This window comes from Myxococcus sp. CA040A (assembly GCF_013336725.1).
In the GTDB taxonomy this organism is placed as follows: domain Bacteria; phylum Myxococcota; class Myxococcia; order Myxococcales; family Myxococcaceae; genus Myxococcus; species Myxococcus llanfairpwllgwyngyllgogerychwyrndrobwllllantysiliogogogochensis.
In genome coordinates, this window is record NZ_JABUMR010000005.1 from 900,642 (window position 1) to 926,295 (window position 25,654).

At 70.4% G+C, this 25,654-nt stretch carries 20 protein-coding genes; 12 read left to right on the forward strand and 8 right to left on the reverse strand.

The window, feature by feature from the left end:
- The first annotated feature begins 162 nt into the window (after positions 1-162).
- Complete coding sequence (locus HUA75_RS25515; RefSeq protein ID WP_174487831.1) at positions 163-1,230, forward strand: TetR family transcriptional regulator; 1,068 nt, start codon at positions 163-165, stop codon at positions 1,228-1,230.
- Here HUA75_RS25515 and HUA75_RS25520 read toward each other — a convergent pair.
- A complete protein-coding gene (locus HUA75_RS25520) occupies positions 1,227-1,766 on the reverse strand; it encodes a hypothetical protein (protein WP_141642235.1) in 540 nt (179 codons plus the stop codon). The genes HUA75_RS25515 and HUA75_RS25520 overlap by 4 nt on opposite strands.
- Positions 1,767-1,865: 99 nt before the next feature.
- Between HUA75_RS25520 and HUA75_RS25525 the strand changes: the two genes are divergently transcribed.
- The gene (locus HUA75_RS25525; protein ID WP_141642234.1) at positions 1,866-2,936 is read left to right on the forward strand and encodes a hypothetical protein; all 1,071 of its coding nucleotides are present in this window, start codon (positions 1,866-1,868) and stop codon (positions 2,934-2,936) included.
- Positions 2,937-2,972: 36 nt separating this feature from the next.
- On the opposite strand, the gene HUA75_RS25530 is transcribed toward HUA75_RS25525, so the two are convergent.
- Complete coding sequence (locus HUA75_RS25530; protein ID WP_254613951.1) at positions 2,973-3,284, reverse strand: tetratricopeptide repeat protein; 312 nt, start codon at positions 3,282-3,284, stop codon at positions 2,973-2,975.
- A gap of 61 nt (positions 3,285-3,345) precedes the next feature.
- On the opposite strand from HUA75_RS25530, the gene rsfS reads away from it, so the two are divergent.
- The 4 genes from rsfS to gpmI all read left to right on the forward strand — a co-directional run bounded on the left by rsfS (position 3,346) and on the right by gpmI (position 7,259).
- Positions 3,346-3,924 carry a ribosome silencing factor gene (gene rsfS, locus HUA75_RS25535; RefSeq protein WP_174454681.1) on the forward strand — a complete coding sequence of 193 codons (579 nt, stop codon included), beginning with the start codon at positions 3,346-3,348 and terminating at the stop codon, positions 3,922-3,924.
- Entirely contained in the window at positions 3,921-4,385 is a 465-nt protein-coding gene (locus tag HUA75_RS25540; RefSeq protein WP_141642232.1) for a 23S rRNA (pseudouridine(1915)-N(3))-methyltransferase RlmH, read from the forward strand. The genes rsfS and HUA75_RS25540 overlap by 4 nt, the downstream gene beginning before the upstream one ends.
- Positions 4,386-4,478: 93 nt before the next feature.
- Positions 4,479-5,630 carry an RNA ligase RtcB family protein gene (locus HUA75_RS25545; protein ID WP_174478165.1) on the forward strand — a complete coding sequence of 384 codons (1,152 nt, stop codon included), beginning with the start codon at positions 4,479-4,481 and terminating at the stop codon, positions 5,628-5,630.
- A gap of 87 nt (positions 5,631-5,717) precedes the next feature.
- On the forward strand, positions 5,718-7,259 hold the full coding sequence (gene gpmI / locus HUA75_RS25550) for a 2,3-bisphosphoglycerate-independent phosphoglycerate mutase (protein WP_174478166.1): 1,542 nt from the start codon (positions 5,718-5,720) through the stop codon (positions 7,257-7,259).
- A 3-nt stretch (positions 7,260-7,262) separates the two neighbouring features.
- Here the strand turns inward: gpmI and HUA75_RS25555 are convergent, their stop codons facing one another.
- Complete coding sequence (locus HUA75_RS25555) at positions 7,263-8,189, reverse strand: LysR family transcriptional regulator (RefSeq protein WP_174487832.1); 927 nt, start codon at positions 8,187-8,189, stop codon at positions 7,263-7,265.
- Between the two features lie 67 nt (positions 8,190-8,256).
- On the opposite strand from HUA75_RS25555, the gene HUA75_RS25560 reads away from it, so the two are divergent.
- Positions 8,257-9,204 (forward strand): NAD(P)-dependent alcohol dehydrogenase, encoded by a 948-nt coding sequence (locus HUA75_RS25560; RefSeq protein WP_141642228.1) that lies wholly within the window; start codon positions 8,257-8,259, stop codon positions 9,202-9,204.
- A gap of 110 nt (positions 9,205-9,314) precedes the next feature.
- Here the strand turns inward: HUA75_RS25560 and HUA75_RS25565 are convergent, their stop codons facing one another.
- Positions 9,315-9,791: an NUDIX hydrolase gene (locus HUA75_RS25565; protein WP_174487833.1), complete on the reverse strand. Its 477-nt coding sequence runs from the start codon at positions 9,789-9,791 to the stop codon at positions 9,315-9,317.
- Positions 9,792-9,955: 164 nt separating this feature from the next.
- Between HUA75_RS25565 and HUA75_RS25570 the strand changes: the two genes are divergently transcribed.
- The 4 genes from HUA75_RS25570 (at position 9,956) to HUA75_RS25585 (ending at position 15,864) form a co-directional block, all read left to right on the forward strand.
- On the forward strand, positions 9,956-10,657 hold the full coding sequence (locus HUA75_RS25570; RefSeq protein ID WP_174454675.1) for a ComF family protein: 702 nt from the start codon (positions 9,956-9,958) through the stop codon (positions 10,655-10,657).
- A gap of 253 nt (positions 10,658-10,910) precedes the next feature.
- Entirely contained in the window at positions 10,911-12,182 is a 1,272-nt protein-coding gene (locus tag HUA75_RS25575; RefSeq protein WP_174487834.1) for an SBBP repeat-containing protein, read from the forward strand.
- 98 nt (positions 12,183-12,280) lie between these two features.
- Positions 12,281-15,004 (forward strand): M1 family metallopeptidase, encoded by a 2,724-nt coding sequence (locus HUA75_RS25580; protein WP_174487835.1) that lies wholly within the window; start codon positions 12,281-12,283, stop codon positions 15,002-15,004.
- 116 nt (positions 15,005-15,120) lie between these two features.
- Complete coding sequence (locus HUA75_RS25585) at positions 15,121-15,864, forward strand: arylamine N-acetyltransferase (RefSeq protein ID WP_174487836.1); 744 nt, start codon at positions 15,121-15,123, stop codon at positions 15,862-15,864.
- Positions 15,865-15,877: 13 nt separating this feature from the next.
- Here HUA75_RS25585 and HUA75_RS25590 read toward each other — a convergent pair whose 3' ends face one another.
- Entirely contained in the window at positions 15,878-16,849 is a 972-nt protein-coding gene (locus HUA75_RS25590; RefSeq protein ID WP_174487837.1) for a DUF6624 domain-containing protein, read from the reverse strand.
- A 302-nt stretch (positions 16,850-17,151) separates the two neighbouring features.
- Between HUA75_RS25590 and HUA75_RS25595 the strand changes: the two genes are divergently transcribed.
- A complete protein-coding gene (locus HUA75_RS25595) occupies positions 17,152-20,811 on the forward strand; it encodes a DUF3857 domain-containing protein (RefSeq protein WP_174487838.1) in 3,660 nt (1,219 codons plus the stop codon).
- Positions 20,812-20,864: 53 nt separating this feature from the next.
- On the opposite strand, the gene HUA75_RS25600 is transcribed toward HUA75_RS25595, so the two are convergent.
- The 3 genes from HUA75_RS25600 to HUA75_RS25610 form a co-directional block, all read right to left on the reverse strand.
- The gene (locus HUA75_RS25600; RefSeq protein ID WP_141642189.1) at positions 20,865-22,073 is read right to left on the reverse strand and encodes a serine hydrolase; all 1,209 of its coding nucleotides are present in this window, start codon (positions 22,071-22,073) and stop codon (positions 20,865-20,867) included.
- Between the two features lie 159 nt (positions 22,074-22,232).
- Positions 22,233-24,401 carry a bifunctional alpha,alpha-trehalose-phosphate synthase (UDP-forming)/trehalose-phosphatase gene (locus HUA75_RS25605; RefSeq protein WP_174487839.1) on the reverse strand — a complete coding sequence of 723 codons (2,169 nt, stop codon included), beginning with the start codon at positions 24,399-24,401 and terminating at the stop codon, positions 22,233-22,235.
- Between the two features lie 14 nt (positions 24,402-24,415).
- Positions 24,416-25,564, reverse strand: coding sequence for a hypothetical protein (locus HUA75_RS25610; RefSeq protein WP_174487840.1), 1,149 nt, complete (start codon positions 25,562-25,564; stop codon positions 24,416-24,418).
- Positions 25,565-25,654: the final 90 nt, after the last annotated feature.

Here is a 25,654-nt window from a genome sequence, read left to right on the forward strand (position 1 = left end):
CGTGACCCAGGGTCCCCTCCCCGTGACTTTCCACCGCCACCCCTCCCCCACCTGCCCCCACCTGGTGTGTCCAGGCGCCTGGAATCCCAGGGCTTTTCCCAGGCTCCGGTGGAGGAGAGGACAGAGCAGGCTGGCATCCGCTTTGCTCAAGGGAGGCCGCTGATGAGTCCCCGCCCCCTCGCGCTTTTGCTGTGCCTGCTCTGCGCCGTGCCCGTCTGGGCCGCGTCCGGGCTGGAGGCGGCGCGCTCGCGGGCGCAGGCGGCGAGGACGGAGGCGCGCTCGCTGCGCACCCAGCAGCAGGCGCTGCGGGACGAGCTGCAGGGCGTGGCCGCGCGAATCGAGGCGCTGAAGGCGGAGCGCAAGGGTCGGCTGACGACGGGCACGGAGCTGGAGGCGGCGCTGCGGCGCTCGCAGGAGCTGAGCGGCTCGCTCACCGGACTGGCGCAGGCGGTGTCCACGGCGGAGGGCGAGTCGGAGCGCGCGCACCTGGCGCTGCATCAGGCGCTGTCGGACGAGCTGGCGCGGCTGCGCGGCGCGTGGGACCAGACGGCGGACCGGGGCCAGCGCGCCACGCTGTTGGAGGCGCTGCGCACCACTCGCACGGAGCGGGACGCGGTGCGCGCGGCGCTGCCGGCCTCGCGGGTGCCCATGATGGACAAGGCCACCGCCGGCGGAGATGACCCCGAGGACCTGCTGGAGCAGGCGGACACGCTGCGTGACGCCGAGGACAAGGTGCGCGAGCGCCTCAAGTCCCTGCGCGCGCGCATCACCGAGGTGCGCGAGGAGAAGGACCTGGACCGGCGCATGAGCGACTTCCTCGGCGAGGAGTCCATGTTCGACGAGCAGGACCGTCGGCTGCGGCTGCGCATGCGCTCGGGGAACCTCCGCGTGGCGCCCAGCGACCGGGGCGGAGGCATGTTCGCCGGAGAGGCGGATGTCTCCGGGGGCCCGCCGCCAGGGGAGGGCACCGACAACCCGGGCATTCCCACCACGCCCCAGCCTGGCACAGGCACCGGCAGGGACCCCGCGCTTCCGGAGCCCGAGCCCGCGCGTGCCACGGACCGTCGCCCGCAGGTGGACGGCGTGCGCGCCCAGACACTCGCGGCCGGCGGCCCGGTGGACCTCGCGGCGATGGAGGCGGAGGCGAAGCGGCTGGAAGCCCTCGCCCACGAGCTGGACGGCCGGGCCGGCGCGCTGGAGCACCGCGCCCAGGAACTGGCGACGCCCTAGAGCAGTCCGGACTCGACTTCCAACCGCACCACCGCGCGCAGGCGGACTTCCCGCTCCGGCGTGCGGCCCTTGCCGCGGATGATGATGCTCATCGTCGGCGCGGACACGTAGGGCTGCATTTCCACGTCCCCCAAATCCAGCCTCAGCGTGGGGTTGGGCGGACGGAGATTCGAGCGCGCCAGATCGTTCTTCCAGGCGATGCGCGACTCCCGGTCTCCCGCCCGGACGAAGAACTCCACGTTGTCCAGGAAGGTGAAGTCCACGTCGTTGGGGCTGAGAATCTGGAGCGACAGGGAGTCGACGTGGACGGACGTCACCTCGTCCTTGGAAAGCCCCTGGTTCTTGAAGTCCTGGTTCTGGTCGAAGTCCATCCCCGCCAGGCTGCTGATGGGGGGAAAGGCGTTGAGCTCCGTGCTTCCGCCGGGCAGGGTCGCGGGCACGGTGGTTTCGCCCCTCACCTCGGTGATGAACGAGGACTGGGCGCAGGCGGCGAGTCCCAAGCCGACCGCCGCCGCGAGAAGTGAGACAGGGCGCATTCCACCAATGTACCGGGCGGCCGGCGTGACGTCACTGCCGCCAACCTGGCGAACGGGCCCGCCCTCCCGCGAGTGGGGCGTGCAGGCACGAGGCCGGCTATGTTGCCCGGCGTCGTGTCCCGCTCCCGCCCTACCCTCCTGGTCCTCCTCGTGTTGCTCGCCGCTCGGCCCGCGTCCGCGGTCGAGTGGGAGGGCGCGCTGAAGGGCACCGCGCGGCTGCTGGTGGACACCAACGCGCCACGCGACTTCTCCGACGGGAGCACGCCCTCGCCTGGAGCGGACCCGGCGCTGAGCGTGCTGGGCTCGGCCGAGGGGCGCGCGACGTTCGAGCGCACCCAGTTGGTGGGCCGCTATGAGCTGGGCGCGCGCAAGTACGTGGGCTTCTCGGATGAGGACACGCTCATCCAGACCGGGGCCCTGGAGGCCTCGCTGGCGCTGGGCACCGAGTTCGGCCTGGGGGCGGAGGGACACGCGAAGGACCGGCGGGGCGGCACGCGGGCGTACTCGGACCTGGGAGCAAGCGTGTTCGCCGAGTACGCGCCGGACGTGCGACTGGCGCTGCGGGTGCGGGCAGGCGCGCGTCGCTTCGTGTATCGGCCGGATAAGACGGCCAACTTCGGCGGCGCGGAGCTGGGCGTGGTGGGCCGCTACCGCTTCGACCGGCGCCACAGCCTGTCGCTCTTCGGTGACTGGGGCGCGCGCCGCTACGGACCCCTGGCGCGGCCCAGGCCCGGCGCCTCCGGTGCTTCGTCCCTGGGCCGGCGCGAGGATGGCGCGCTCACGGCGGGCGCCAGCTACAACTACCGGGGCCCGGTGACGCTGGGGCTGACGTACGCGTACCAGGAAGTCACATCCAACAGCTTCGGGGAGACGGTGCTGCGCCACCGCGTGACAGGCAACGCGGGGGTGCGCCTGCCCTGGAAGGTGACGCTGCTGGCGCAGGGTTCACTGGGCATCACCCGCTATCCGGATGGCATCTACCTGTCGCCCGAAATCATCCTCGTCGAGGAGGACGAGGGACAGAACTCCCTGTCCCTGAAGCTGGCGCGCCCGGTGTCGGAGCGGGTGGACCTGGAGGTGTCCTGGGGCCTGTGGAGCACCCGGCTGCCCCGCAATCAGCTCTCCTACTCGCGACAGGTGTTCGGCGTCGGCTTCACCTGGCGGGACTGAGCAGGCACGGCGAGGACTCGAAGGCCCTCGTGTTCATCACAGGTCGGAGATGCGCTCGTCGATTTCCTCGGCGAGTCCCGGGTGGCCCTGGGCCAGGGCGTGCTCACGGGCCTGGGTGAGCACCTCGCGAGCCCGCTCCACCTGCCCGGCCCCGGAGAGCGCGTCCCCCAGGGAGACCAGGGCCGCGGCGTAGGTCGGGTCCAGGCGCACGGCCGCCTCCAGGGCAGACGCCGCCTCGGCGTACTGCTTTCGCTCCAGGTACAACTTCCCCAGGGAGAAGTGGCTCATGGGGGAGTCCGGGAAGTCAGCGGCCATCTTCTTGAACTGTTCCAGGCGGGCGTCGCTCATGGACAACACCCCATAGAGGACCCATGCCGTGTTGCCAAGGGTGCGGTAGGGTGCGCCGCACATGGCAACGAAGAAGAAGACGACCCCACGAAAGAAGAGCGCGACCAAGGCCAAGGCCCCGGCGCGGAAGCAGAAGAAGACGGCGACGGGCAGGACGGCCCCCAAGGGCAAGGCTCCCGCTCCCAAGAAGGCGCCGGCTCGCAAGAAGACCCCGGGCAAGGTCCCCCTGAGGGCGAAGAAGAAGGCGAAGCTGCCAGGCGCCGCCCAGCAGAAGGCGGGCCCGGCGGAGAACCCGCAGGCGCAGGCGCTGGCGCGGCGCATGGCCCAGCTGCTGCTCGACAAGAAGGCGCTGGACGTCGTCATCCTGGACGTTCGGGGCATGACGTCCTACGCGGACTACATCGTCATCGCCTCCGGCGAGAGCGACCGTCAGGTCAGCGCCATGGCGGAGAACGTCCACGTACAGCTCAAGCAGGGCGAGCAGCCGGTGCGCGCGCTCGGCACCGAGGGCGTCGAGACGGGCCAGTGGGTGTTGCTCGACTACGGCGAGGTGGTGGCGCACCTGTTCCTCGCGGACCTGCGCGCGCACTATGACCTGGAAGGTCTCTGGGCGGACGCGAACCGGGAGAAGGTCTCCTGAAGGTCCGCCTCCTGACCATCGGCAAGGACCGCTCGGGTCTCTACGAGCCGGCGGTCCAGGAGTACGCCCGCCGCCTGGGCCACTACACCCGCTTCGAGCTGGTGGAGCTGACCGAGGCGAGCGGCAAGAAGCTCAAGCCGGGCGACGCGAAGGCCGCCGAGGCGGAGGCGATTCTCTCCAAGCGCAAGCCGCAGGACTGGGTCATCGCGCTGGACGAGCGTGGCTCGCTGCTCGACTCGGTGGAGCTCAGCCGCTACGTGGGCAAGGCGCAGACGGGCGCCAAGGACCTGCTCTTCGTCATCGGTGGTGACGAGGGGCTGGACTCGAGCGTGCGGGACGCGGCGAACCTCACGCTGTCCCTGTCGAAGATGACGCTGCCCCACCGGCTGGCGCGCGTGGTGCTCGTGGAGCAGCTCTACCGCGCGTTCACCATTCTCAAGGGCGAGCCGTACCACAAGTAGCCCACCAGGCGAGCAGGCGGCGGGAGCGGGACTCCGGTCCCTGCCGCGCTCGCCTGCGTCAGGCCCACCAGACAGGGGGCGTCAACGGGCCTCATGAGCACCGCCGGCACCCAGGCCCCCCTGACGTCTCCACCCGCGACCGTCCGCATCATCGCCTCGCCCCAATCGTGGGTGGAGGGAGAGGCGGTGCGGCAGTTGGAGGCCGTGGCGCGCCTGCCCGGCATGAGGCACGCGGTGGGACTTCCGGATTTGCACCCCGGCAAGGGCGCGCCGGTGGGTGCCGCCTTCACCTCGGAAGGCATCCTCTATCCATACCTGGTGGGCAGCGACATCGGCTGTGGCATGGGGTTGTGGGACGTGGGGATGTTGGCGCGCAAGGCCAAGGCGGAGCGTTGGGCGGCGAAGCTGGACGTCGAGGGGGCCTGGAGCGGAGACGCGGAAGGCTTCCTGGCGGAAGAAGGCGTGAAGGCCTCCGGGTTCGAGGCGGCGCTGGGGACGGTGGGCGGCGGCAACCACTTCGCGGAGGTGCAGCGGGTGGACGCGGTGCATGACGCGGAGGGCTTCGCGGCGCTGGGGCTGGCGGCGGACCGGTTGCTCCTGCTGGTGCACTCGGGCTCACGTGGACTGGGCGAGGCGATTCTCCGGGCCCACGTGGACCGGCATGCGGCGGGCGGGTTGGCGGAGGACTCGGACGATGCGCGGGCCTATCTGACGCGGCATGACCACGCGGTGGCGTGGGCTCGGGCGAACCGGGCGCTGGTGGCGCGGCGGGTGCTGGATGGGATTGGCGCTCCGGCCCGTCGGGTGTTGGATGTCTGCCACAACAGCGTGACGCCTCGGCGGGACGCGGGTGGCACGCGGTGGCTGCACCGCAAGGGCGCGGCGCCCTCGGACGAGGGGCCCGTGGTGATTCCGGGCAGCCGTGGCGCGCTGAGCTATCTGGTCGTGCCTCTGGGCGATGGGACGGGCAGCGCGTACAGCCTGGCGCATGGCGCGGGCCGCAAGTGGACGCGCACGGCCGCACGCGAGCGCATGAAGGAGCGCTTCACCGCGGAGTCGCTCACGCGCACCCCCTTCAAGAGTCATGTCGTCTGCGAGAACAAGGACCTGCTCTTCGAGGAGGCGCCGCCCGCGTACAAGCCGATTGACCGCGTGGTGACGGACCTGGTGGAGGCGGGGCTGGTGCGGGTGGTGGCCACCCTGGCGCCGGTGCTGACGTACAAGACGCGCTCCCGCGAGGAGTAGCGCGGCCCCGAGCCCGGAGCCCGGAAACGGGGTGGTCCGGTGCTTTTTGCCCTCTCCGTCCGGCGCCTGCGTGGTTAGGGTTCGGGCATGACTGCCGCGCACAAGGTCCTGCTCTGCATTTTGGATGGCTGGGGCATCCGTCACGAGCGAGAGGCGAATGCCATCCTCCTGGCCGGAACCCCGCACCTCGACAAGCTGACGAGCCCCTACCCGTTCACCGAGCTACAGACCTCGGGACTGGCCGTGGGCCTGCCCGAGGGGCAGATGGGCAACTCGGAGGTCGGCCACACCAACATCGGCGCGGGCCGAATCGTCTACCAGGACCTGGTGCGCATCAACCGCGCGGCGGAGTCCGGGGAGCTGGCGCGAAACCCCGTGCTGCGCGCCGCGATGGACGGCGTGAAGGCGGACGGCAAGGCGCTGCACCTGTTGGGGCTGGTGTCTCCGGGCGGCGTGCACTCGTCGATGGAGCACCTGTACGCGCTGCTGAAGGCCGCGCGTGAGCGGGGCGTCGCGCACGTCTACGTGCATGCGTTCCTGGATGGGCGCGACACGCCGCCGCAGAGCGCGCTGGGCTACGTGGAGGAGCTGGAGCGCTTCCTTCACGAGACGCACACGGGGCGCATCGCCACGGTGAGCGGGCGCTATTACGCGATGGACCGCGACAAGCGCTGGGACCGCGTGCAGCTCGCGTACGAGGCGCTGGTGTACGGCAGGGGGCCCAAGGCTCCGGACGCGCTGAGCGCGATTCGCGCGTCGTACGCGGAGAAGGTGACCGACGAGTTCGTGAAGCCCACGGTGCTGGCCAGTGGGGACGGCACTCCCGTGGGCCGCATCCAGGATGGGGACACGGTGCTGTTCTTCAACTTCCGCGCGGACCGCGCGCGGGAGCTGACGCAGGCGCTGGCGTACCCGAGCTTCAAGGACTTCGACCGGGGTGGGCTGCGGCTGGGGCGCTACGTCTGCATGACCCAGTACGACGAGACCTTCGATTTGCCGGTGGTCTTCGCGCCGGACCAGCCGCAGGACATCTTCCCGGAGCTGCTGTCGCGTCAGGGCTTGCGCCAGTTCCGCACGGCGGAGACGGAGAAGTACGCGCACGTGACGTTCTTCTTCAACGGCGGGCGCGAAGTCGTCTACCCGGGAGAAGACCGGCACCTGGTGCCCAGTCCGCGTGACGTGAAGACGTACGACTTGAAGCCGGAGATGTCGGCGCGCGAGGTGACGGCGGAGCTGGTGCGTCGGCTGGACTCGGGCACGTATGACTTCGCGCTGGCGAACTTCGCCAACCCGGACATGGTGGGGCACAGCGGCCGGCTGGACGCGGCGATGCAGGCGGTGCGCGTGGTGGACGAGTGCCTGGGCGTGCTCGGCAAGGCGTGCGAGCGCAACGGCTGGGTGATGGCCATCTCCGCGGACCACGGCAACTGCGAGCAGATGGTGGACCCCATCACCGGCGAGCCGCACACCGCGCACACGCTCAACCCGGTGCCGTTCCACCTCATCCATCCCGCGTTCCGGGGGCAGAAGCTGCGCCCCGGCATCCTCGCGGACATCGCCCCCACGCTGTGCAAGGTGATGGGCCTGCCCCAGTCCAAGGAGATGAACCGGCAGGGCGTGCTGCCGTGAGGCCTATCGCGTCGCGGGGCGCGGGAGCTCCGAGACGCGCACGGCTTCCTGCAAGAGGGCCCGAAACCAGACGTGCTTCGGGTCCCGCTCGTGCCTCGGGTGCCACGACAGCTCCATCTCGATGGTGGGCAGCTCGAAGGGAAGCGGTCTCACCACGATGCCCCACTCCCGGGCTCGCGCCTGGGCAAAGCTGCGCGGCAGGACGGTGATTCGGTCCGAGGCGGCGAGCAGGGGCATCGCCAGCGCGAACGAATTCACGACGCGCGCTATCCTCCGGGTGAGTCCCTGCGTTTCGAGCAGCGCGTCCACCGCGCCCCGCTGAGTCCGCCCCAGGGGCGCGACGAGGAGGTGCTCGGCCGCCGCGAAGCGCCGAATCGTCCACGGCCCCTTGAGGAGCGGATGCCCCTTGCGGAGCACGCAGACGAAGTCGTCCAGGAACAGCTTCTCCGACGAGAGTCCCCGCTCCCGGGCAGCCCCCGGCATGATGGCCAGGCCGTCGTTCTCTCGCAGGAACGCCGCGAGGTCGACCGTCATCGTGTGGACGGAGAGACGCGCTCGTGGAGCCCGCGCGGTCAGCAACCCATCGAGCGCTGATAGCAGGACCTCCGCCACGCGGTCCGAGGTCGCGAGGATGAGCTCGCCGTCGTACGCGCTCGGCTCGAATGGCACGCCCACGACGAAGAGGCGCTCCGCGGCGGCCAGGACTTCACGCGCGGGCCCGCGAAGCTGCTCCCCCAGAGCGGTCCTCGTGAGCGTCCGCCCTGTCCGGACCAGCAGCGCGTCATCGAAGTCACGGCGCAGACCTCTCAACGCATTGCTCGCCGCCGCGGGCGTGATTCCCAGTCTCCGCGCGGCCCGGGCGACATGGCCCTCCTCCAGCAGGAAGTGGAGTGCACGCGCGTGGTTCAGGTCGAACGTCGAGACATTCATTTCATGAAGCATAAGCCTTCCGAACATCAAGTTCCGCGAATGGCTCAGTGGACTTACTCCTTTCCGCATGAAAACCGTGACCTACGAACGCTTTGGTGGTCCTGACGTCCTGACCCTCTCCGACGTGGCCCCGCCGGCTCCTCGCGCCGGGCACCTCGTCGTGCGCGTGCGTGCCGTGTCCATCAACCCGCTCGACGGAAAGATTCGGCGCGGCGATGCCCGGCTGCTCAGTGGCACGAGGTTCCCGAAGACCCCGGGCCTCGATTTCGCGGGTGTGGTGGAGCAGGTGGGCGAGGGCGTGTCCGGCTTCCGCGTCGGGGACGACGTCTTCGGCGGCATGGGCTCCTTCAAGGCGGGCTACCTCTCCGAGCACATCTCCGTCCCGGCGCGAGTCGTCGCGAAGGTGCCCAGGTCGCTGGACGCCGTGCAGGCCGCGGCCGTCGCGGTCGTCGGACTCGCGGCCCGGACCGCCGTGCGAGCCGTCGCGCGCGTCAAGGAGGGTGACCACGTGCTGCTCAACGGCGCCAGCGGAGGGCTGGGGCCGTACGCCCTCCAGCTCGCCAGACGGGCGGGGGCACACGTCACGGCGGTCAGTGGCACCGACGGCGTCGCGTTGGCTCACGAACTCGGCGCTGACACGGTCATCGACTACCGGCGCGACTCCATCCTGGCGTCAGGGAAGACCTTCGACGCGGTGCTCGACCTCTCCGCGCGGCTTCCCTTCAGCGAGGCTCGCGCCCTCCTGGAGCCCCACGGCGTCTACGTCGACTTCGAGCCGGGCCCCGCGAAGCTCGCCAGCGCCGCCGTCCAGAACCCGTTCCGCGCCCAGAAGCACCGCTTCGTCATCACCCAGTCCACCACGGCCGCCCTCGAGGAACTGGGCCGGCACTTCGACGCGGGCGAGCTGACTCCTGGCCCCACGCAGGTGTTCGAGCTCTCCGACCATCGGCGCGCCTTCGAGGTCGCCGAGAAGCGTGGACTCGTCGGCAAGGTCGTCATCCGGCTCGGTGACTGAGTCAGGGGCAGTCCGTCACCGCGGCGGGTCCCCGGACAGAAAGGCCCTTCGACCGCGAGCCCCCCGTGGATGGCACCGAGCGTCGAACCAGACGCTGGCCGTGGGCTCGCTCACCCACGCGCTTCGTCATCGGGCAGCAGCGTGCATAGCAGCGAGTCGTCGGGCCCGAGAGGGCGCCAGCCAGAGGGCGGTGGAGACGTCCGAAGCGAGACGCGGGCGTTCTCGACGCGCTTGCGGTGCGTCTCCGGGATGTCGGTGGACCAGAAGGTCAGCAGCTTGGCGACCACGAAGCGGGACTCGTCGTCCATGACGGCGGGCCAGCCGTTCGGAAGGTACTCGGCCATGTTGCGCACCAGCGCATCACGCACGAAGCGGGTGACCTGCTCGCGGGACTCCGCCTCGGAGCGCAGCACGCTCAAAATCTGGAGGCCGGCGACCTCTCCCTTCCCGAGCTCATCCGCCAGTCCCATCAGCGAGACGGCGGGCCGTGCATCGGCGAAGGCGGTCAGCGAGTCGTAACCCCGCTCGCGGACCCGCGCATACAGGCGAACCCTCCAGTTCCCCTGCCAGACCCGCCCACCGCTCATCTGCGTCTCCCTGGGATGAAGTTCATCGGGACGCCGTGGAACGTCATGCGCTCCGCAACGATGTCGAGGAACCCGGTGACACGTCAACATCCCCCCGGGTGCGGGAGCATCACCGCCAACTCCTGACTCGACAGCGTGGCATCCCCGCTGCAAGCCCCCCCCGCATGCTCAGAGCCCTGCTGGACGTCCTCTACCCTCCCGCATGCATCGCCTGCGCGAGAGTCCTTCCCGGTCCCGGGGCCTTCTTCTGCGAGACGTGTGACACGGCCCTGGAGCGCTTGCCTCCCGGGTGCTGCCGCACCTGCGCCGAGCCCGGCACCTTCCCTGGCGGCTCATGCCCGCGCTGCCGGGCCCACCCCCCACCCTTCTCCCGCGCCTGGGCCCCCTTCGCGCACGAGGGCCCCCTGGCGCGAGCCATCCACCGCTTCAAGTACGAGGACCATCCGGAACTCGCCGAGCCCCTCGCGGAGTTGCTTGCGGACGAGGCGAGGAGCTTCCTCTCCCGGGCTCCGGACCGCGTGGTGGCCCTCCCCCTGCACACGCGCCGATATCACTCGCGCAAGTACGACCAGGCCCAGCTGCTCGCGGGCTCGCTGGCGAAGTGCGTGGGCCGACAAGCCCCGGTGGGTTGGCTCATACGCACGCGAGAGACACAGCGACAGGTGGGTCTCACCGAAGCAGAGCGCGCCGACAACGTCGCGGAGGCCTTCACCGCGTCGTCCGACGTCACGGGACATGACGTGCTGCTGCTCGACGATGTCTTCACCACTGGCGCCACGGCCCGCGCCGCGGCCATCGCCCTGCACGCGGCTGGCGCCACCCGCGTCGAAGTGCTGACGCTCGCGCGCGCCTTCACCCTCACCTGAGCGAGCCGCCCGAAACCCACGTGTCACGTTGAGACACCCGCACGTCACCAGACCACCCCGTGCTGAAGCTGTCACACCGCGTCATCTGCAACGGGGTCAACAACAACTCACGCCCGGGTCAAACACAGCTTCGGGCTGTCTTTCATTACCCATCTTCCACGCGCACGCGTCCCGTGGTCTTGCATACTTGCCGTGGTGACAGATTTCCCATCCGATCCACGGCTCAGTTCCCCCACTGAGAATGGAGTCCGAGATGAAACACCCCCTGTTGAGCACGTTCGCCGTGGCTGGTGCCGTCTGCGCGCTGGGCGCCCCCTCCGCCGCCGAGGCCCAGGTCCCTCCTCCGAGTTGGGTCCGCCAGCTCGGCGCCAACATCGATGAGCAGGCCCAGGCTGTCGCCGTCTCTGGCAACAGCGTCTACGTCGTGGGCCACACCTCCAGCCAGCTTGGCCCGGAGCCGAAGGCCGGTGGCCTGGACGTCTTCCTCGCGAAGTACGACACCGCCGGCACGCTGCAGTGGGTGCACCAGCTGGGCACCGCGCAGGATGACCGCGCCACGGCCGTGGCCACCGACGCGGCCGGCAACGTCTATGTCACCGGCCACACCTTCGGCGGCTTCGGCTTCTACGTGAACGCGGGCGGGCTCGACTACTTCGTCACCCAGTACGACGCGCAGGGCAACCAGCAGTGGCTGCGGCAGAACGGCACGCAGATGGATGACTTCGCCACCGGCATCGCCGTCGCCGACAACGACAAGGTCTTCATCTCCGGCTACACCGGCGGCAGCTTCGCCAACGGCGGCAACCCCAACAACTACGACATCATCGTTGCGCTCTACGACGACGGCGGCAACCCGTACTGGCTCCAGCAACTCGGCTCGCCCAGCAGCGACATGGCGCGCGGCATCGCCGTGACGTCCACCTATGAAGTCTACGTGGTGGGCAACACGTTCGGCAGCCTCGACGGCGTCACCACGCCCGTGGGCACCGACATCTTCCTCATGAAGCTCGACATCCTCGGCACCCAGCAGTGGGTCCGCCAGGTCGACAGCTCCGACCTCGACGACGCCAAGGGCGTCGCCGTGAGCGCGGACGGCGGTGTCTACATCGCGGGTGAGACGTTCGGCACGCTCGACGGCAACACCAACAATGGCCTCATCGATGTGCTGCTCGCGCGCTATGACGCCTCCGGCAATCGCGAGTGGAGCCGCCTGCTCGGCGGGACGCAGACCGACTACGCGTTCGGCGTCGCCGTCGCCCCCAATGGCACCGTGCAGGTGACGGGCTACACGACCGCTTCACTGGACGGCAACGCCTACGCGGGCTCCCAGGACGTGTTCCTCTCCCGCTTCGACGCCCTCGGCAGCAAGATTGGCACCCGCACGCTCGGCACGAACCGCTCGGACATCGGACGGGGCGTGGCCGTGGATGCCTCGGGAAACGCGTACGTCACCGGATTCACCTTCGGCGGCCTGGCGGGCAACCCCAGCGCCGGCGGCTACGACGCGTTCCTCTGCCGCTTCTGAAGGAATCCGGCTCTGCCGGAACCCACGCGGAATTCATAGACACGCATCGCCGTGCCCTTCTCGGTAGCCAAACGCGAGGGGCGCGGTAGCCTCGCGGCATGCGCAGGCACCTCCTCCTCCTCGTCCCCGCGTTGGTCTCGCTTCACTGTACCCACGCCACCGAGACCACCGTCCCCTCCAAGCCCGAGGCCACGGCGGCGGCGACGCCCGAGTGGCCCGAAGCCCAGCCCCCCGCGCTGCGGCTCCCGGACACCGTCCAGCCCACCCACTACACGCTGGACCTGAAGCTGCTGTCCTCGGAGCCGACGTACTCGGGCACCGTCACCATCGACGTGGACGTGCGCGAGCCGGTGCGCCAGGTCTGGCTGCACGGACAGGATTTGGACGTGAGCGCGGCCCGCGTGGAGAAGGACTCGCGCACGCTGGAGGCCCGGGCCGTCACCGCGAGCGACGGACGACTCGGCCTGCTGCTGCCGGAGACGCTGGCGCCCGGACGCGCGCGCATCGTCATCACCTTCTCCGGCAAGGTGGATGCCGAGCGCAGCCGGGGCATCTACTCGCAGGAGGAAGGCGGCAATAACTACCTCTACACCTTCTTCGAGCCGGTGGACGCGCGCCGCGCCTTCCCCTGCTTCGACGAGCCGACCTTCAAGGTGCCCTGGCGGCTGCGCTTCACCGTGAAGGCCGGTGACGTGGCGCTCGCCAACCACGCCATCGAGGCGAAGGAGACGCTGCCCGACGGGCTCCAGCGCATCACCTTCCGCGACAGCAAGCCCATGCCCAGCTACCTCGTGGCCTTCGTTGTGGGGCCCTTCGACGTGGTGGACGCGGGCACCACTGGCCGCAACAAGGTGCCGCTGCGCTTCATCGTCCCCAAGGGTCGCGGCCCTGAGACGGCGTACGCGGCCAGCGTCACCCCGCGCATCGTCACCGTGCTCGAGGACTTCTTCGACCAGGCCTACCCGTACGAGAAGCTCGACGTCGCGGTGGTGCCTCGCTACTGGGGCACCATGGAGCACCCGGGCCTCGTCGCCCTGGGCCAGCCCCTGACGCTCATCCGCCCCGGCGAGGAAACGCTCCAGCGCCGCAAGTGGTACGTCAACATCGCGGGCCATGAGCTGGGCCACTACTGGTTCGGCAACATCGTCACCTGCCGCTGGTGGGACGACATCTGGCTGAACGAGTCGCTGACGTCGTGGCTGGACCGCAAGCAGATGGACGGGTTCGACCCGAGCTGGGGCTTCGGCCAGGACGCCAGCACCCACGCGCTGTCCGGAGCCATGAGCGCGGACGAGCTCGCCGCCGCGCTGCCGGTGCGCAAGCCCGCGACGACGCATGACGAGGTCATCGGCTCCTTCGACAACTCCACCACCTACGCCAAGGGCTCGGCCATCATCGGCATGTTCGAGTCCTGGCTGGGACCGGACAAGATGCGCGACATGCTGCGCACCCACGTGCGCAAGCACGAGTGGGGCACCGCGACGTCCGACGACTTCGCCACCACGCTCTCGGAGACCGCGGGCCCCGACGTCGCCCGCTCCTTCCGCAGCTTCATCGACCAACCGGGCGCCCCCCGCGTCTCCGCCCAGGTGCAGTGCGACGCCGGCAAGCGGCCGAAGCTGAAGTTGTCCCAGGAGCGCTACCTGCCCGCGGGCTCCAACGCCTCCAAGGACCAGACCTGGTCCGTCCCCGTGTGCGTGCGCGCGGGTGTCGGCGCGGAGGACGTGCGCGTCTGCCAGCTGCTCTCCGAGAGCACGGGAGAGCTGGAGCTGCCGCTCGAGAAGTGTCCCCAGTGGGTCCTGCTCAACGCGGGCGGCATGGGTTACTACCGCGCGGGCTACTCGTCCCAGCAGCTCACCCAGGTGCTCGCGGCGACGCAGAAGACGCTGTCGGTGCCGGAGCGGCTGGCGCTCCTCGCGGACGTGGAGGCGTCGGTGCGCCGGGGTGACCTGCCGCTCGGCGAGGCGCTGAAGATGGTGCCGGCGACCGCGTCCGATGCGAGCCGCTCCCTCGTCATGGGCGGCGCCCGCCTGCTCTACCTGGTGAACGAGGACCACCTCACCCCGGCCGAGCGCGCGCGCTTCCGCACCTGGGTGGGGCAGCTCTACGGCGCTCGCGCCAAGGCGCTGGGCTGGCTGCCCAAGAAGAACGACAGCGACGAACTGAAGCAGACGCGCTCGCTGCACCTCGCCCTGGCGACGATGACGGGACACCACCCCGCGCTGGTGCGCGAGGCCCAGGGCCTGGCGACCCAGTGGCTCGCCAAGCGCGACAGCGTGGACCCGGAGGCCGTGCCGCTGGTGCTGTCGGTGGCCGCGCGCAACGCCGACCGCGCCCTCCACGACACGCTGCTCGCCCGCGCGCGCAAGGCGGAGGACCGCAACGAGCGCAGCCAGATGATCAACGTGCTCGCCAGCTTCCGGGACCCGGCCCTGGTGAAAGAGAACCTGACCCTGGCCATGACGGAGTTCGACGTGCGCGACGCGCGCCCGCTGTTCGCCGGCGCCTTCTCCGAGCCGGAGACGCGCGAGGTGGCGTGGAGCTTCTACCGCGAGCACTTCGACACGCTCGCCACCCGCGTCCGCTCGGACGAACTGGGCTGGCTCATCGCGATGACGGGCTCGCTCTGTGACGACAAGCACCGCGCGGAGCTGGAGTCCTTCCTCGGCCCCCGCGTCGACAAGCTGGAGGGCGCGCCGCGCGCCTACGCCCGGGCGCTGGAGTCCATCCGCCTGTGCGTGGAGTCGGACCGCCTGCAGCTCGAAAGCGTGCGGTCCTTCCTGCGCCGCCCGCCTCCCGTCACCAGCACCCCGGCGAAGTAGGATTCAGCACAGAGGCTCCCTCGTCGGTGGAGGGAGCCTCCCGCCGCGTCAGGCCGACAACGCCCCGTCCGGAAAGCCCGTTCCACCCACCGGGTGGACCGCGCTAGACATGCGCCATGTTCGACGCCGCGCGATACATGGAACGCATCCAGGCCCCCGCCGACGCGTCGCTGGCCACGCTGCACCGGGCGCATCTTGAGTCGGTGCCGTTCGAGAACCTGGACATCCACCTGAGCCGCCCCATCCGGCTCGACACGGACGCCCTCTTCGACAAGGTCGTCACCCGCCGCCGCGGCGGCTTCTGCTACGAGCTCAACGGCCTGTTCTCCCGGCTGCTCACCGCGCGTGGCTACCGCGTCACGCCGCTGTCCGCGCGTGTCGCCTCCGACGCCAGGGACGGGACGTTCGGCCCGGAGTTCGACCACCTGACGCTCCAGGTGGAGGACGGGGGCGAGCAGTGGCTCGTCGACGTCGGCTTCGGAGAGGGCTTCCTGGAGCCCTTGCGCCTGGACGAGCGGGGCGTGCAGACACGCGCCGGACGCGACTACCGGCTGGCCGCCGACGGCGCGGGGCTCTTGCTGTGGCGCGACTCGGAGCAGGGCTGGGAGGTGCAGTACGCGCTCTCCCTCGTCCCGCGCGCGCTGGAGGACTTCACCGGCATGTGCCACCACCACCAGACTTCGCCGGAGTCCATCTTCACGCAGCGACGGCTGTGCACGAAGGCGACGCCGAAGGGCCGCGTCACCCTCAAGGAAGGCGCCCTCGTCATCACCGAGGGGAAGGAGCGCCGCGAGCTGACCGTGCTGGACGAGGACTCCCGCCGGCGGGCGCTCGCGGAATACTTCGGCGTCGTGCTCTAGGGCCCGCGCGCGCTCACGGCTTGCTCATCGCGGCCTTCATCCGCTCGACGCTCTGGATGTACTCCTCCACCGAGTCGAGGCCCACGGCGGCGCGACGCGCGTTCACGTTCGCCGGGTCCTCCAACTGCTTGGGCACCATCTTCCCGTCCACCGGCTCCAACTGGGTGCCGTAACGCTGCGGCTTGTCGGTGTTCACCAGCACCCGGTCGGTGAGGTACGCGAGCTCCTTGGCCGACCCCTCGCCTCGCGCCACGGCCTGCTCCAGCATCGGCAGGACCTGCTCCTGGAACGCCACGTCCTGGTCCGCGTGCTGCACCATCAGCCACGCGCTGAAGGTGGCGCGCGCGCCCACCAGGGCCTTGCCCGGCCAGCCCCGCTTCGCGATGACGTCCTTGAGGAAGGCGGTGTTGCTGGCGTCGACCTCGCGCATCTTCGTCTTGACGGCCTCGTCCTTGAAATTCGAGGCCACGAGGAGCTTGCGCACGTCCTGGTCCTCGTCCGCGCGCTTCAGCAGCTCGTCGCGCAGCGCCGGGTCCGCGGCCTCGTACTGCTTCGCGTCGGCCGCGGCGACTCGCTGTGCCAGCGGCGCGAAGCCAGGCAGGCTCCGGATGTTGTCCAGGTCCGGGTCCTTCGCGAGGTGCTTCGCGTCATTGAAGCCCTCGTCCACGGCGCGCTCCAACCAGACCAGCCCCTCCTCGTTCACCTTCGCGAGGGAGGCCACGCAAGCCGCGGTGTAGGCCAGGCTCTTGCCCCGCGCCCCGCCCTCCCAGGCCGTCCGGAACAGGGCCAGCGCGCCCGCGTTGTCGCCCTTCCGGGACAGCGCATACCCCTCGGAGGCCGCCTTCATCGCCTCCGGCGTGGCGACGGGCTTGGGTGCCGGGGGCTTCGCGGAGGCGGCCTCCGGAGCAGCAGGCTCCGAGGCGCTCCCTCCGTGGGCACAGGCCATGAGGTTCAGCGCGGTGAGCAGGATGACGAGACGACGCATGGGGCTCCGGGGGGTGTGAGGACGAAGTCGGGCGCTCCAGGGGCTTCCTCGGGGGCGCCGGGAACCGCAGTGTAGGCGGGGTTTTCGAGACCCCAAGCCCCTGACTTGCCCCGCGCCACTCCAAACCCACCCGCACCTACCCCGTTCCCCTCCGCACGCCGGGTGACGTTTTCGGTTGCCTGTCCGCCATCCAGGGCCGCATGCAGGGGAAGGCCCCAAAGGGCCCGCCTGTTCATCGGCGTCGGCGGCCCCGGAATGCGCGGGGCCTTCGCCCTACACGCATGTCGCACCGAGGAGAACGGATGTCCCGCTTCACATGGCTGGCCGCAGTCTTCGTGCTCACCTGCCCCCTCTGGGTGCAGGCCCGGCCCGCGGCGGACGAGACGGCCCGCTTGTACGCGGCCGAGGCGCTGAAGCAGGCCTCCTCGCCCCGGGGCGCCGCGGGTCTCCTCCGGCTGCACTCGCTGGTGGACGAGGTGGAGGACCTCACGCCGCTGGTGAGCACCTACTCCTACGTGGCCTCGCGGCGGCAGTTCGACGCGAACACGCGCGCCACCGCGCAGCTGCTCCTGCTGGACACCGAGCGCGCCCGGGGCCGGCTGACGCGCGCGGGCGAGGTGAAGCAGTGGATGGGCTTCCTCGGCGACTACTACGTCGTCGGCGGCTTCGACAACGAGGGCAAGTCCGGGTGTGACACGGACTTCGGCCCGGAGGCCGCCAACCTGGACCTGGCCGCCAACTACGCGGGCGCCAAGGGCCGTCAGGTGTCCTGGCGCAAGCTGACCGCGACAACCGCGGACGGCTACGTGGACCTGGCCACCGCCGTGCGCCCCAACCGCGAGGCCGTGGCCTACGCCGTCACCTGGCTGGAGTCCTCACAGGAGACGCGCGTGGCGCTCGGCCTGGGCACCTCCGGCGCCTTCCGCCTGTGGGTGAACGGGCAGCTGGCCGCGAAGGAGGACCGCTACAACCTGCCGCGCCCGGACCAGTCCCGCGTGTCCGTGAAGCTGCGCAAGGGCCTCAACCGCGTGCTCCTCAAGGTGTGCCAGGAGACGGGCCCGCTGGGCTTCTACCTGCGCCAGGAGTCGCCGTCCGTGCGCGCGTCGCTGCCGGCCAGGGCGCCCGCCATCGAGCGCGGCGCGGCCCCCGCTCCGCAGACGCTGCCCACGCTGACCTCCGCGCTGCGCACCCTGGTGGAGAAGAACCCCAACGACGCCACCCTGCACGGGGACTACGCGCGGGTGCTCGGCTTCTACCGGGGCTTCGATGACCGCGAGCACACCGCCACGGTGGAGGCCACGCGCGCCGCGGAGCTCGCGCCCAAGGACGCGCGCCTGCAGATGCTCGCGGCGAGCCTGCAGCGGGATGACCTGAACGAGCGCCGCCGCTTCCTGGAGGCCGCCGTGGCCGCCGACCCCACGCTGCCCGAGGCCCGCGTGGCCCTGGCGGACCATGAGATGGAGCGCGGACACCCGGAGCGCGTCATGGCGCTGGTGGCGCCCGTGCTGGAGAAGACGCCCGAGGAGTCCTCCGCCCGGCTGGCGCTGGCCCGCGCCTACGAGGCCCTGGGTGAGCGTCCGCGCGCGCACGCGCTGGTGGAGGAGGCCTTCCGCCATCAGCCCCGGCAGCCGCGCGCGGTGCGGACCGCGGCGCAGATTTCCCGGCAGCTCGGCCGCCATCGCGAGGCCATGGACCGGATGCGCGTGGTGCTGGCGCTGCGCTTCGACGACACCGGCACGCGCCGCGCGCTGGCCGCGCTGCTGGCGGACTCCGGTCAGGTGGAGGCCGCCGAGCGCGAGTACTCGCAGCTGGTCGCCCTCAACCCGTTCGACAACGGCGCCCGCGTGAGGCTCGCGGAGCTGAAGGCCAGCAACGGCGCGGTGGAGCCGGCGGTGGCCCTGTTCGCGGAGGCCCGTGCCCTGTCCCCGGATGAGCCGGAGGTCTACGAGCGCGAGGGTCGCGCGCTGCTCGCCGCCGGCCGCCGGGAGCCCGCGCTGGCCGCCTTCGAGCGCTCGCTGGTGCTGCGTCCGCAGAACCCCGGCCTGAAGGAGGCCCTGCGCGCCCTCAAGGGCGAGGGCGCCGGCGCCGGCATGCAGCACGTGGTGGACGCCAGGCCCCTGGCGAAGGAGGCCGAGGCGTACGTCCACGAGGACGCCATCTACCTGGTCGACAACACCTTCGTGCACGTCCAGAAGAGCGGCCTGTCCAGCCGGCTGATGCAGATGGTGGTGAAGGTGCAGAACGCGCGGGGCGTGGACGCCTTCCGCACCATGCCCATCACCTACTCGCCGGACCGCCAGGAGGTGCGCGTGCTGCGCGCCCGGGTGACGAAGACGGACGGTTCCGTGGTGGAGAGCTACGGGGAGAACGACCGCAACATCAACGAGCCGTGGACGGGCATGTACTACGACGCCCGCGCCAAGGTGCTCTCCTTCCCGTCCCTGGCCGCCGGCGACACGCTGGAGGTGACGTACCGCCTGGACGACACCGCGCAGGAGAACCTCCTGTCGGACTACTGGGGTGACGTGGAGAGCGTGCAGGGCGTCTATCCCAAGCTGCGCTTCCAGTACCTGGTGGAGATGCCCAAGGAGCGCCCGCTCTACTGGAACAAGAGCCGGCTGCAGGGCGTGGAGAGCGCGCAGGAGTCGGTGGACGGCGGGCGCGTGCTGTACCGCTGGAACGCGAAGCACGTGGCCAAGGTGGTGCCGGAGCCGGGCATGCCGGGCTGGGCGGAGGTCGCGCAGAACCTCCACGTCTCCACCTACCAGACGTGGGACCAGGTGGGCCGCTACTGGTGGGGCCTCGTGAGGGACCAGCTCCAGCCGAACTCGGAGCTGAAGCAGACGGTGGACCAGGTGCTCACGGGCGTGGACCGGAAGAACGAGCTGGCGGTGGTGCGCGCCATCTACAACTTCGTGGTGACGAACACGCGCTATGTCGCGCTGGAGTTCGGCATCCACGGCTTCAAGCCGTACCGCGTGGACCGGGTGCTGTCGCGGCGCTTCGGTGACTGCAAGGACAAGGCGAGCCTCATCCACGCCATGCTGCGGGTGGCGGGCGTGGACAGCCGGCTGGTGCTCCTGCGCATGCGCAACCTGGGCGCGCTGGACGCGGAGCCCGCGAGCCTCGCGGCCTTCAACCACGCGATTGCGTATGTCCCCAAGTTCGACTTGTACCTGGATGGCACGGCGGAGTTCCACGGGGCGAAGGAGCTGCCCAGCGCGGACCGCGTCGCCAACGTGCTGGTGGTGGAGCCGGACGGCAAGAGCACCTTCCTCACCACGCCGGAGGCCAGGGCGGAGGACAACGCCACGGGCCTGAAGATGGACGTGGCGCTGCGCGCGGATGGCAGCGCGGAAGTGACGGGCGCCAGCACGGTGAGCGGCCAGAGCGCGCCGGAGTACCGCCGGGCGTACCGTCCGGAGGCCACGCGCAAGTCCACCTTCGAGCGGGCGTGGGCGCAGAGCTTCCCCGGCCTGACGGTGAACGAGGTGTCGCTGAGCGACACCACGAAGCTGGACGATGACGTGTCCATGGACTTCCGGATGAGCATCCCCCGCTACGCGGAGGTGATGCCCAACGCGGTGCGCTTCCTGCCCTTCGGCACGGGCCGCACCTACCAGCAGGCCTTCGCCCCGCTGGCGGAGCGCCGGTTCGACCTGGTGATGCAGAGCCCGTGGGTCAACAGCTTCAACCTGCGCTACACGCTGCCCGCGGGCTGGTCCGTGACGGAGCTGCCGCAGGCGGTGGAGGAGACGAACGCGTTCGGCCGCCTCAAGCTCACCTACCGCGTGGAGGAGGGCAAGCTCGTCGCCGAGGGTGAGGTGAAGCTCTCCGTCGCGCGCGTGAAGGCGGACGAGTACCCGGCGTTCAGGGACTTCCTCGGCCGCGTGGACCGTGCCTTCGCGCGCCGGGTCATCATCCAGGGCCCCGGCGGTCGCACCGCGTCCCTCGTGCGGTAGTCATTCGACGCGGCCTCCGCTCGCTTCACGCGCGCGGAGGCCGTGCGCTTCGTTCAGGGACGGGGGGAACGGGCGGCGAAGGTGGTGGCGACGATGCGGTCGGCGATGGCCGGCCGCTCCTGTCCCATGTGCAGCGTGTTGACGGAGTAGACCAGGCGCCGGCGCAAGTCCCGCGTGGCCCCCATGCCGTTGTTGTAGCCGTGCCGGTCTCCGCTCTTGCCCCACAGCGTCAGGCCGTTGACCTCGAAGCGCGTCAGGCCCGCGCTGTAGCTCGCGCGCCCTCCGCCCAGGGTGGGCACGTCCGGCACGGTGAAGAGTTCCTGGAGCTGCGCGGGTGGCAGCAGCCGGCCCCGGAAGAGCGCGGAGAGGAACGTGTCCAGGTCGGCCGTGGTGGAGATCATCTCCCCGGCGGCCCAGGGGATGGACTGGTTCGCCTCGGTGATGTCGACCAGGTGCACCGTACCGTCGGCCTTGGTGACGGCCTCGTAACCCCTGGCATGAGGGCCGGGAATCGTCGGGTCATTGCCGGGCACGGACGTGTCCCGCAGGTCGAGCGGCGCGAGGATGCGGTCGCGCACCGCGTGGCTGTAGGGCCTGCCGGTGACCTTCTCGATGAGCAGCCCCGCGACGAGGTAGCCGATGTTGCCGTACTCCTGCTGGGTGCCCGGCACGAAGCGGGGCCCGGGTGGCAGCGCCAGCGCGACGAGCTCGCGGGGCGACCAGCGGCGGAACCGGTTGTCGAAGAACCACTCCGGGTCCTTGGACGGCAGCGGGACGTTGGGCAGGCCGTGCGTGTGATTCAAGAGCTGACGCACGGTGATGAGGCCGAAGTTGGGAGGCAGCAGCCCGGGCAGATAGTGCTGCACCGGGCGGTCCAGGTCCACGCGGCGCTCCGCGGCGAGCTGCAACACCACGGTGGCGGTGAACGTCTTGGTGATGCTGCCGATGCGGAAGCGCGCATCCGTGGGCACGGGCGTGCCCGCGTGGACATCCGCGACACCGGACGCGCCGAGCCAGCGTCCCGCGGTGCCATTGATGCGGACCTGCGCCGCTGTCGTCTTCGCGTCCGGCAAGCCGGCGATGGCTTGTCGCAGCGCATCCCGGTCCAGGGGGGCCAGGAGCGACTGCTCCCAGTCCAGGCCCTGTTCACTGGTCTCCACTTCGTTGGCGACGGCATCGTCACCCGGGCCACATCCCGCCCCGGAGAAGCTCACCACCAGCACCGCTGCACCCACCCGCAGACCACGGCGCGGGACATCCATGTTCCATCTCCCCGTGAAAATCCGGCCCGGAAGCAGAACACCAGCGGAGAGGGAGCCTGTCACCCGACTCCTCGGCATTTCGTGGAATGTCCTACGACTCGTCAACGAAACCGTCGAGCCCCGGCCTCGACGTCGCCCCCGGGTGCGGAGGATGCGCGGTCAGGTCTCCACGAGCGCGGCCAACAACTTGCGCACTTCCTCCGGGCCGCTGACGCGGTACGTGGCGCGCGAGGGTTTGTTGCCCGCGTGAATCGTGAGCCCGCCCTCGGGCATGGCCGCGAACATGTCCTCATCCGTGCGGTCATCACCCACGGCCACCACCAGCGTGCCGGGCGACAACTGGCGAGTCACCGCGTCCACGACCCGGCCCTTGTTCACGCCATGAGGCCGCACCTCCACCACCTTGTCGCCGGGGAGGATGTCCACGGGCCGCCGGGCGAAGGTCTCCGCCAGCTTCAATCGCAGCTCGCGGGATTGGAGCGCGCCGAACTCCGGGTCCACCTGGCGGTAGTGCCACGCCAGCGACGCGGACTTCTCCTCCACGAACGAGCCGGGGACGCGCGCGGCGAACTCGTCGAGCATGGGGCGCGCGGCGTCCTTCCACTCCGCCGTCACCCCGTCGAGCATCCGCCACGCATCCCCCGGCCTCGAGCGGGACCACAGGCCGTGCTCCGCGTGCAGCCCCATGGGCAGCGTCCCGAACCACGCCTCCAGCGTCTCCTTGGGCCGGCCGCTGACCACGCTCACCGTGGTGTTCGGCCTCGCCACCAGCTTCGCCAGCAACTCCCGCAGGGCATCATCCGGCGCGGCCAGCTCCGGCCGGGGCGCGAAGCCCACCAGCGTCCCGTCATAGTCGAGCATCAGCGACAGGCGCTCCGCCGACTTCAGCACCTCCAGCGCCTCATCGCCGCCCTTGACGTCACGCACGGAGACCGAGGGCAGCCCCTGGAGCCGGCCCAGGAAGTGGGACACCCACCAGTGCACGTCGTGGGCCTTCACCTGCGCGCGCAAGGCGCGCATGCGCTCGCGGCGCTCGTGCTCGCCCATCTCCAGCGCCTGCTCGATGGCGTCCGCCGTCGACTCCACGTCGTACGGGTTGACGGTGAGCGCCTTGTTCAGCTCGTCGGCGGCGCCGGCGAGTTCGCTGAGCACCAACACGCCGTCCTCGTCCGGCCGGGAGGCACAGAACTCCTTGGCCACCAGGTTCATGCCATCCCTCACGGGCGTCACCAGCATGACGTCCGCGGCGCGGTACAGCCCGGCGAGCTGCTTCTCGTTGAAGGAGCGGTAGAGGTAATGCACCGGCACGTTCTGCACGCTGCCGTACTGGCCATTGATGCGGCCCACCAGCTCGTTCACCTGCTCGCGGTACGTGGCATACGCCTCCACCTGGGTGCGGCTGGGCACGGCCACCTGGATGAACCGCAGGCGTCCGCGCCACGCGGGCTCGCGCTCCAGCAGGCGCTGCACCGCCAGCAGCCTGCGGGGGATGCCCTTGGTGTAGTCGAGCCGGTCGATGCCCAGCAGGATGCGCTGTCCTTCCGCGGTGCGCCGCAGCGAGGCCACTTCCTCCAGCACGCTTACCTCCTTCGCGAGCGAGTCGAAGGAGTCGGAGTCGATGCCCATGGGGAAGGCGCCCACCCGCACCTGCCGCCCCTGCCACATGATGCTGTCGACATCCGTGTCCAGGCTGAGCTGCCGCAACAGCGAGCCGGAGAAGTGCCGCACGTAGCTCACCGTGTGGAAGCCGATGAGGTCCGCGCCGAGCAGGCCCTTCAGCAGCGCCTCCCTGCGGGGCAGCGTCCGGAAGATTTCCGACGAGGGGAACGGGATGTGGTGGAAGTACCCGATGCGGGCTTCGGGGAGCCGCTCGCGCAACATCCCCGGCACCAGCATGAGCTGGTAGTCATGCACCCAGATGGTGTCGCCCGGCTGGTACTGCTTCGCGGTGAGGTCCGCGAAACGTTCGTTGACCTTGCGGTACACCTCCCAGTCACGGTCCTGGCGGGGGATGCGGTCCAGCATGTAGTGGCACAGCGGCCAGAGGACCCGGTTGGAGTAGCCCTCGTAGTAGCGGCTCACCTCGCTCGCGGTGAGGTGGATGGGCACGTAGCGCTGCTCGGCGAACTGTTCCTCCACGCGCGTCCGTTGGCTTTCCGACAGCCGGGACATGTCCCCGGGCCAGCCAATCCACTGGCCGCCGGAGCGCTCATGGGGTCGGCGCAATCCCGTGGCCAGTCCGCCGGCACTGCGCACCACGGCGACGCTGTCCTTCTCCACCTTGACGGTGACAGGGAGACGATTGGAGACGAGCAGGAGTCGAGGCATAGAGCCTCTGACCCTTATTCACTCCCTCCGCGAATGACCATCGTCGAATCGCGCGAGGTGGCGATTGGTGGACCCTCTTGCACGGAGCGCGGCGCCCAACCGAGCCGGGCCAACAGCGCGGGCTGGCGGCCCGGTTTCCAGATGAACGCATCCAGCACGTAGTGCGTGGCCTGCGGCAACGCGAGCAGCGGCACCACCAGCGCCAGCAGGTCCGGCGAGAGCCCCACGTCCGCGCCTCCGAAGAAGCCGGGGCGGTCATGCCAGATGAAGCGGTCCCACAACAGTTCCTCGGTGAACGCCAGCGCCACGAGGAACAGGAGGAAGCCGGGCAGCCCCGCACGCAGCACGGTGCCCGCGGCGCCATATCCGCCCTCCTCTCCGCGCCCGCGTGAGTAGCGGAACAGCAGCGCGAAGTACGGCACGCCGTGCAGCACCACGTTCATCACCGTGAATGTGAAGTCATCGCGCGCGAGGACGATGCCGCCGAACCACGTCACCCACGTGGCGCCGACGAGGAGCACCTTGCCGACCTGGAGTCCCTCGCCGCGCGCCACGCGCAGGCCCTGGAAGGCGACCCACGCCATCAGCACCGCCGCGTGCAGCGCGAGCGCGAGCGTGCCCATCCATGCGGGAAGGCCCGGGAGGAAGTCGCCCTCCACGAACCACCAGAACGCGCGCGGCAGGTTCGCATGCCACCACACGACGGGGCCCACGGTGGCCGCGTAGATGGCGGCGGCGTCCAGGCGACGCTCGACGTCGGAGGCTCGCGCCTTGCGCGTGTACAGCGCGACCCAGCCGTACTGCTGACGGACGAAGTGGAACAAGGCCACGTAGGCGAACAGCGTCCAGAACGCGCCCGGTGACACGTGGTGGGCCAGCACGCCCACCACCCAGGCGACGAGGGGGGCGCCCAGATACAGGCCGGGCCGCTGGCGCAGTTCGTTCGGGTCCAGGTAGGTGCGGAACAACGTGGACCAGACGTGGGCCACGTCCACGCAGACGACGAGCAGGAGCCACGCCCAGAGAGGCGTGTCACCCACGGCCCCCAGCCAGGGCGCGGCGAGCACCATGGCCACGGAGACGAGCGCACTGCCGGCGAAGACGGCGAGGTCCACGCGCGGACCGAACAACCAGCTCTGAGAGGGCGCGAGGAAGCGGGGCATCCGGCCCGTGAGGCTATCAGCACTCAAGCCCAGGTTGGGCGACGGGCCGCCGGAGCGGTACAACCCGAGGCAAGCGCGGCGCGCGGCGCG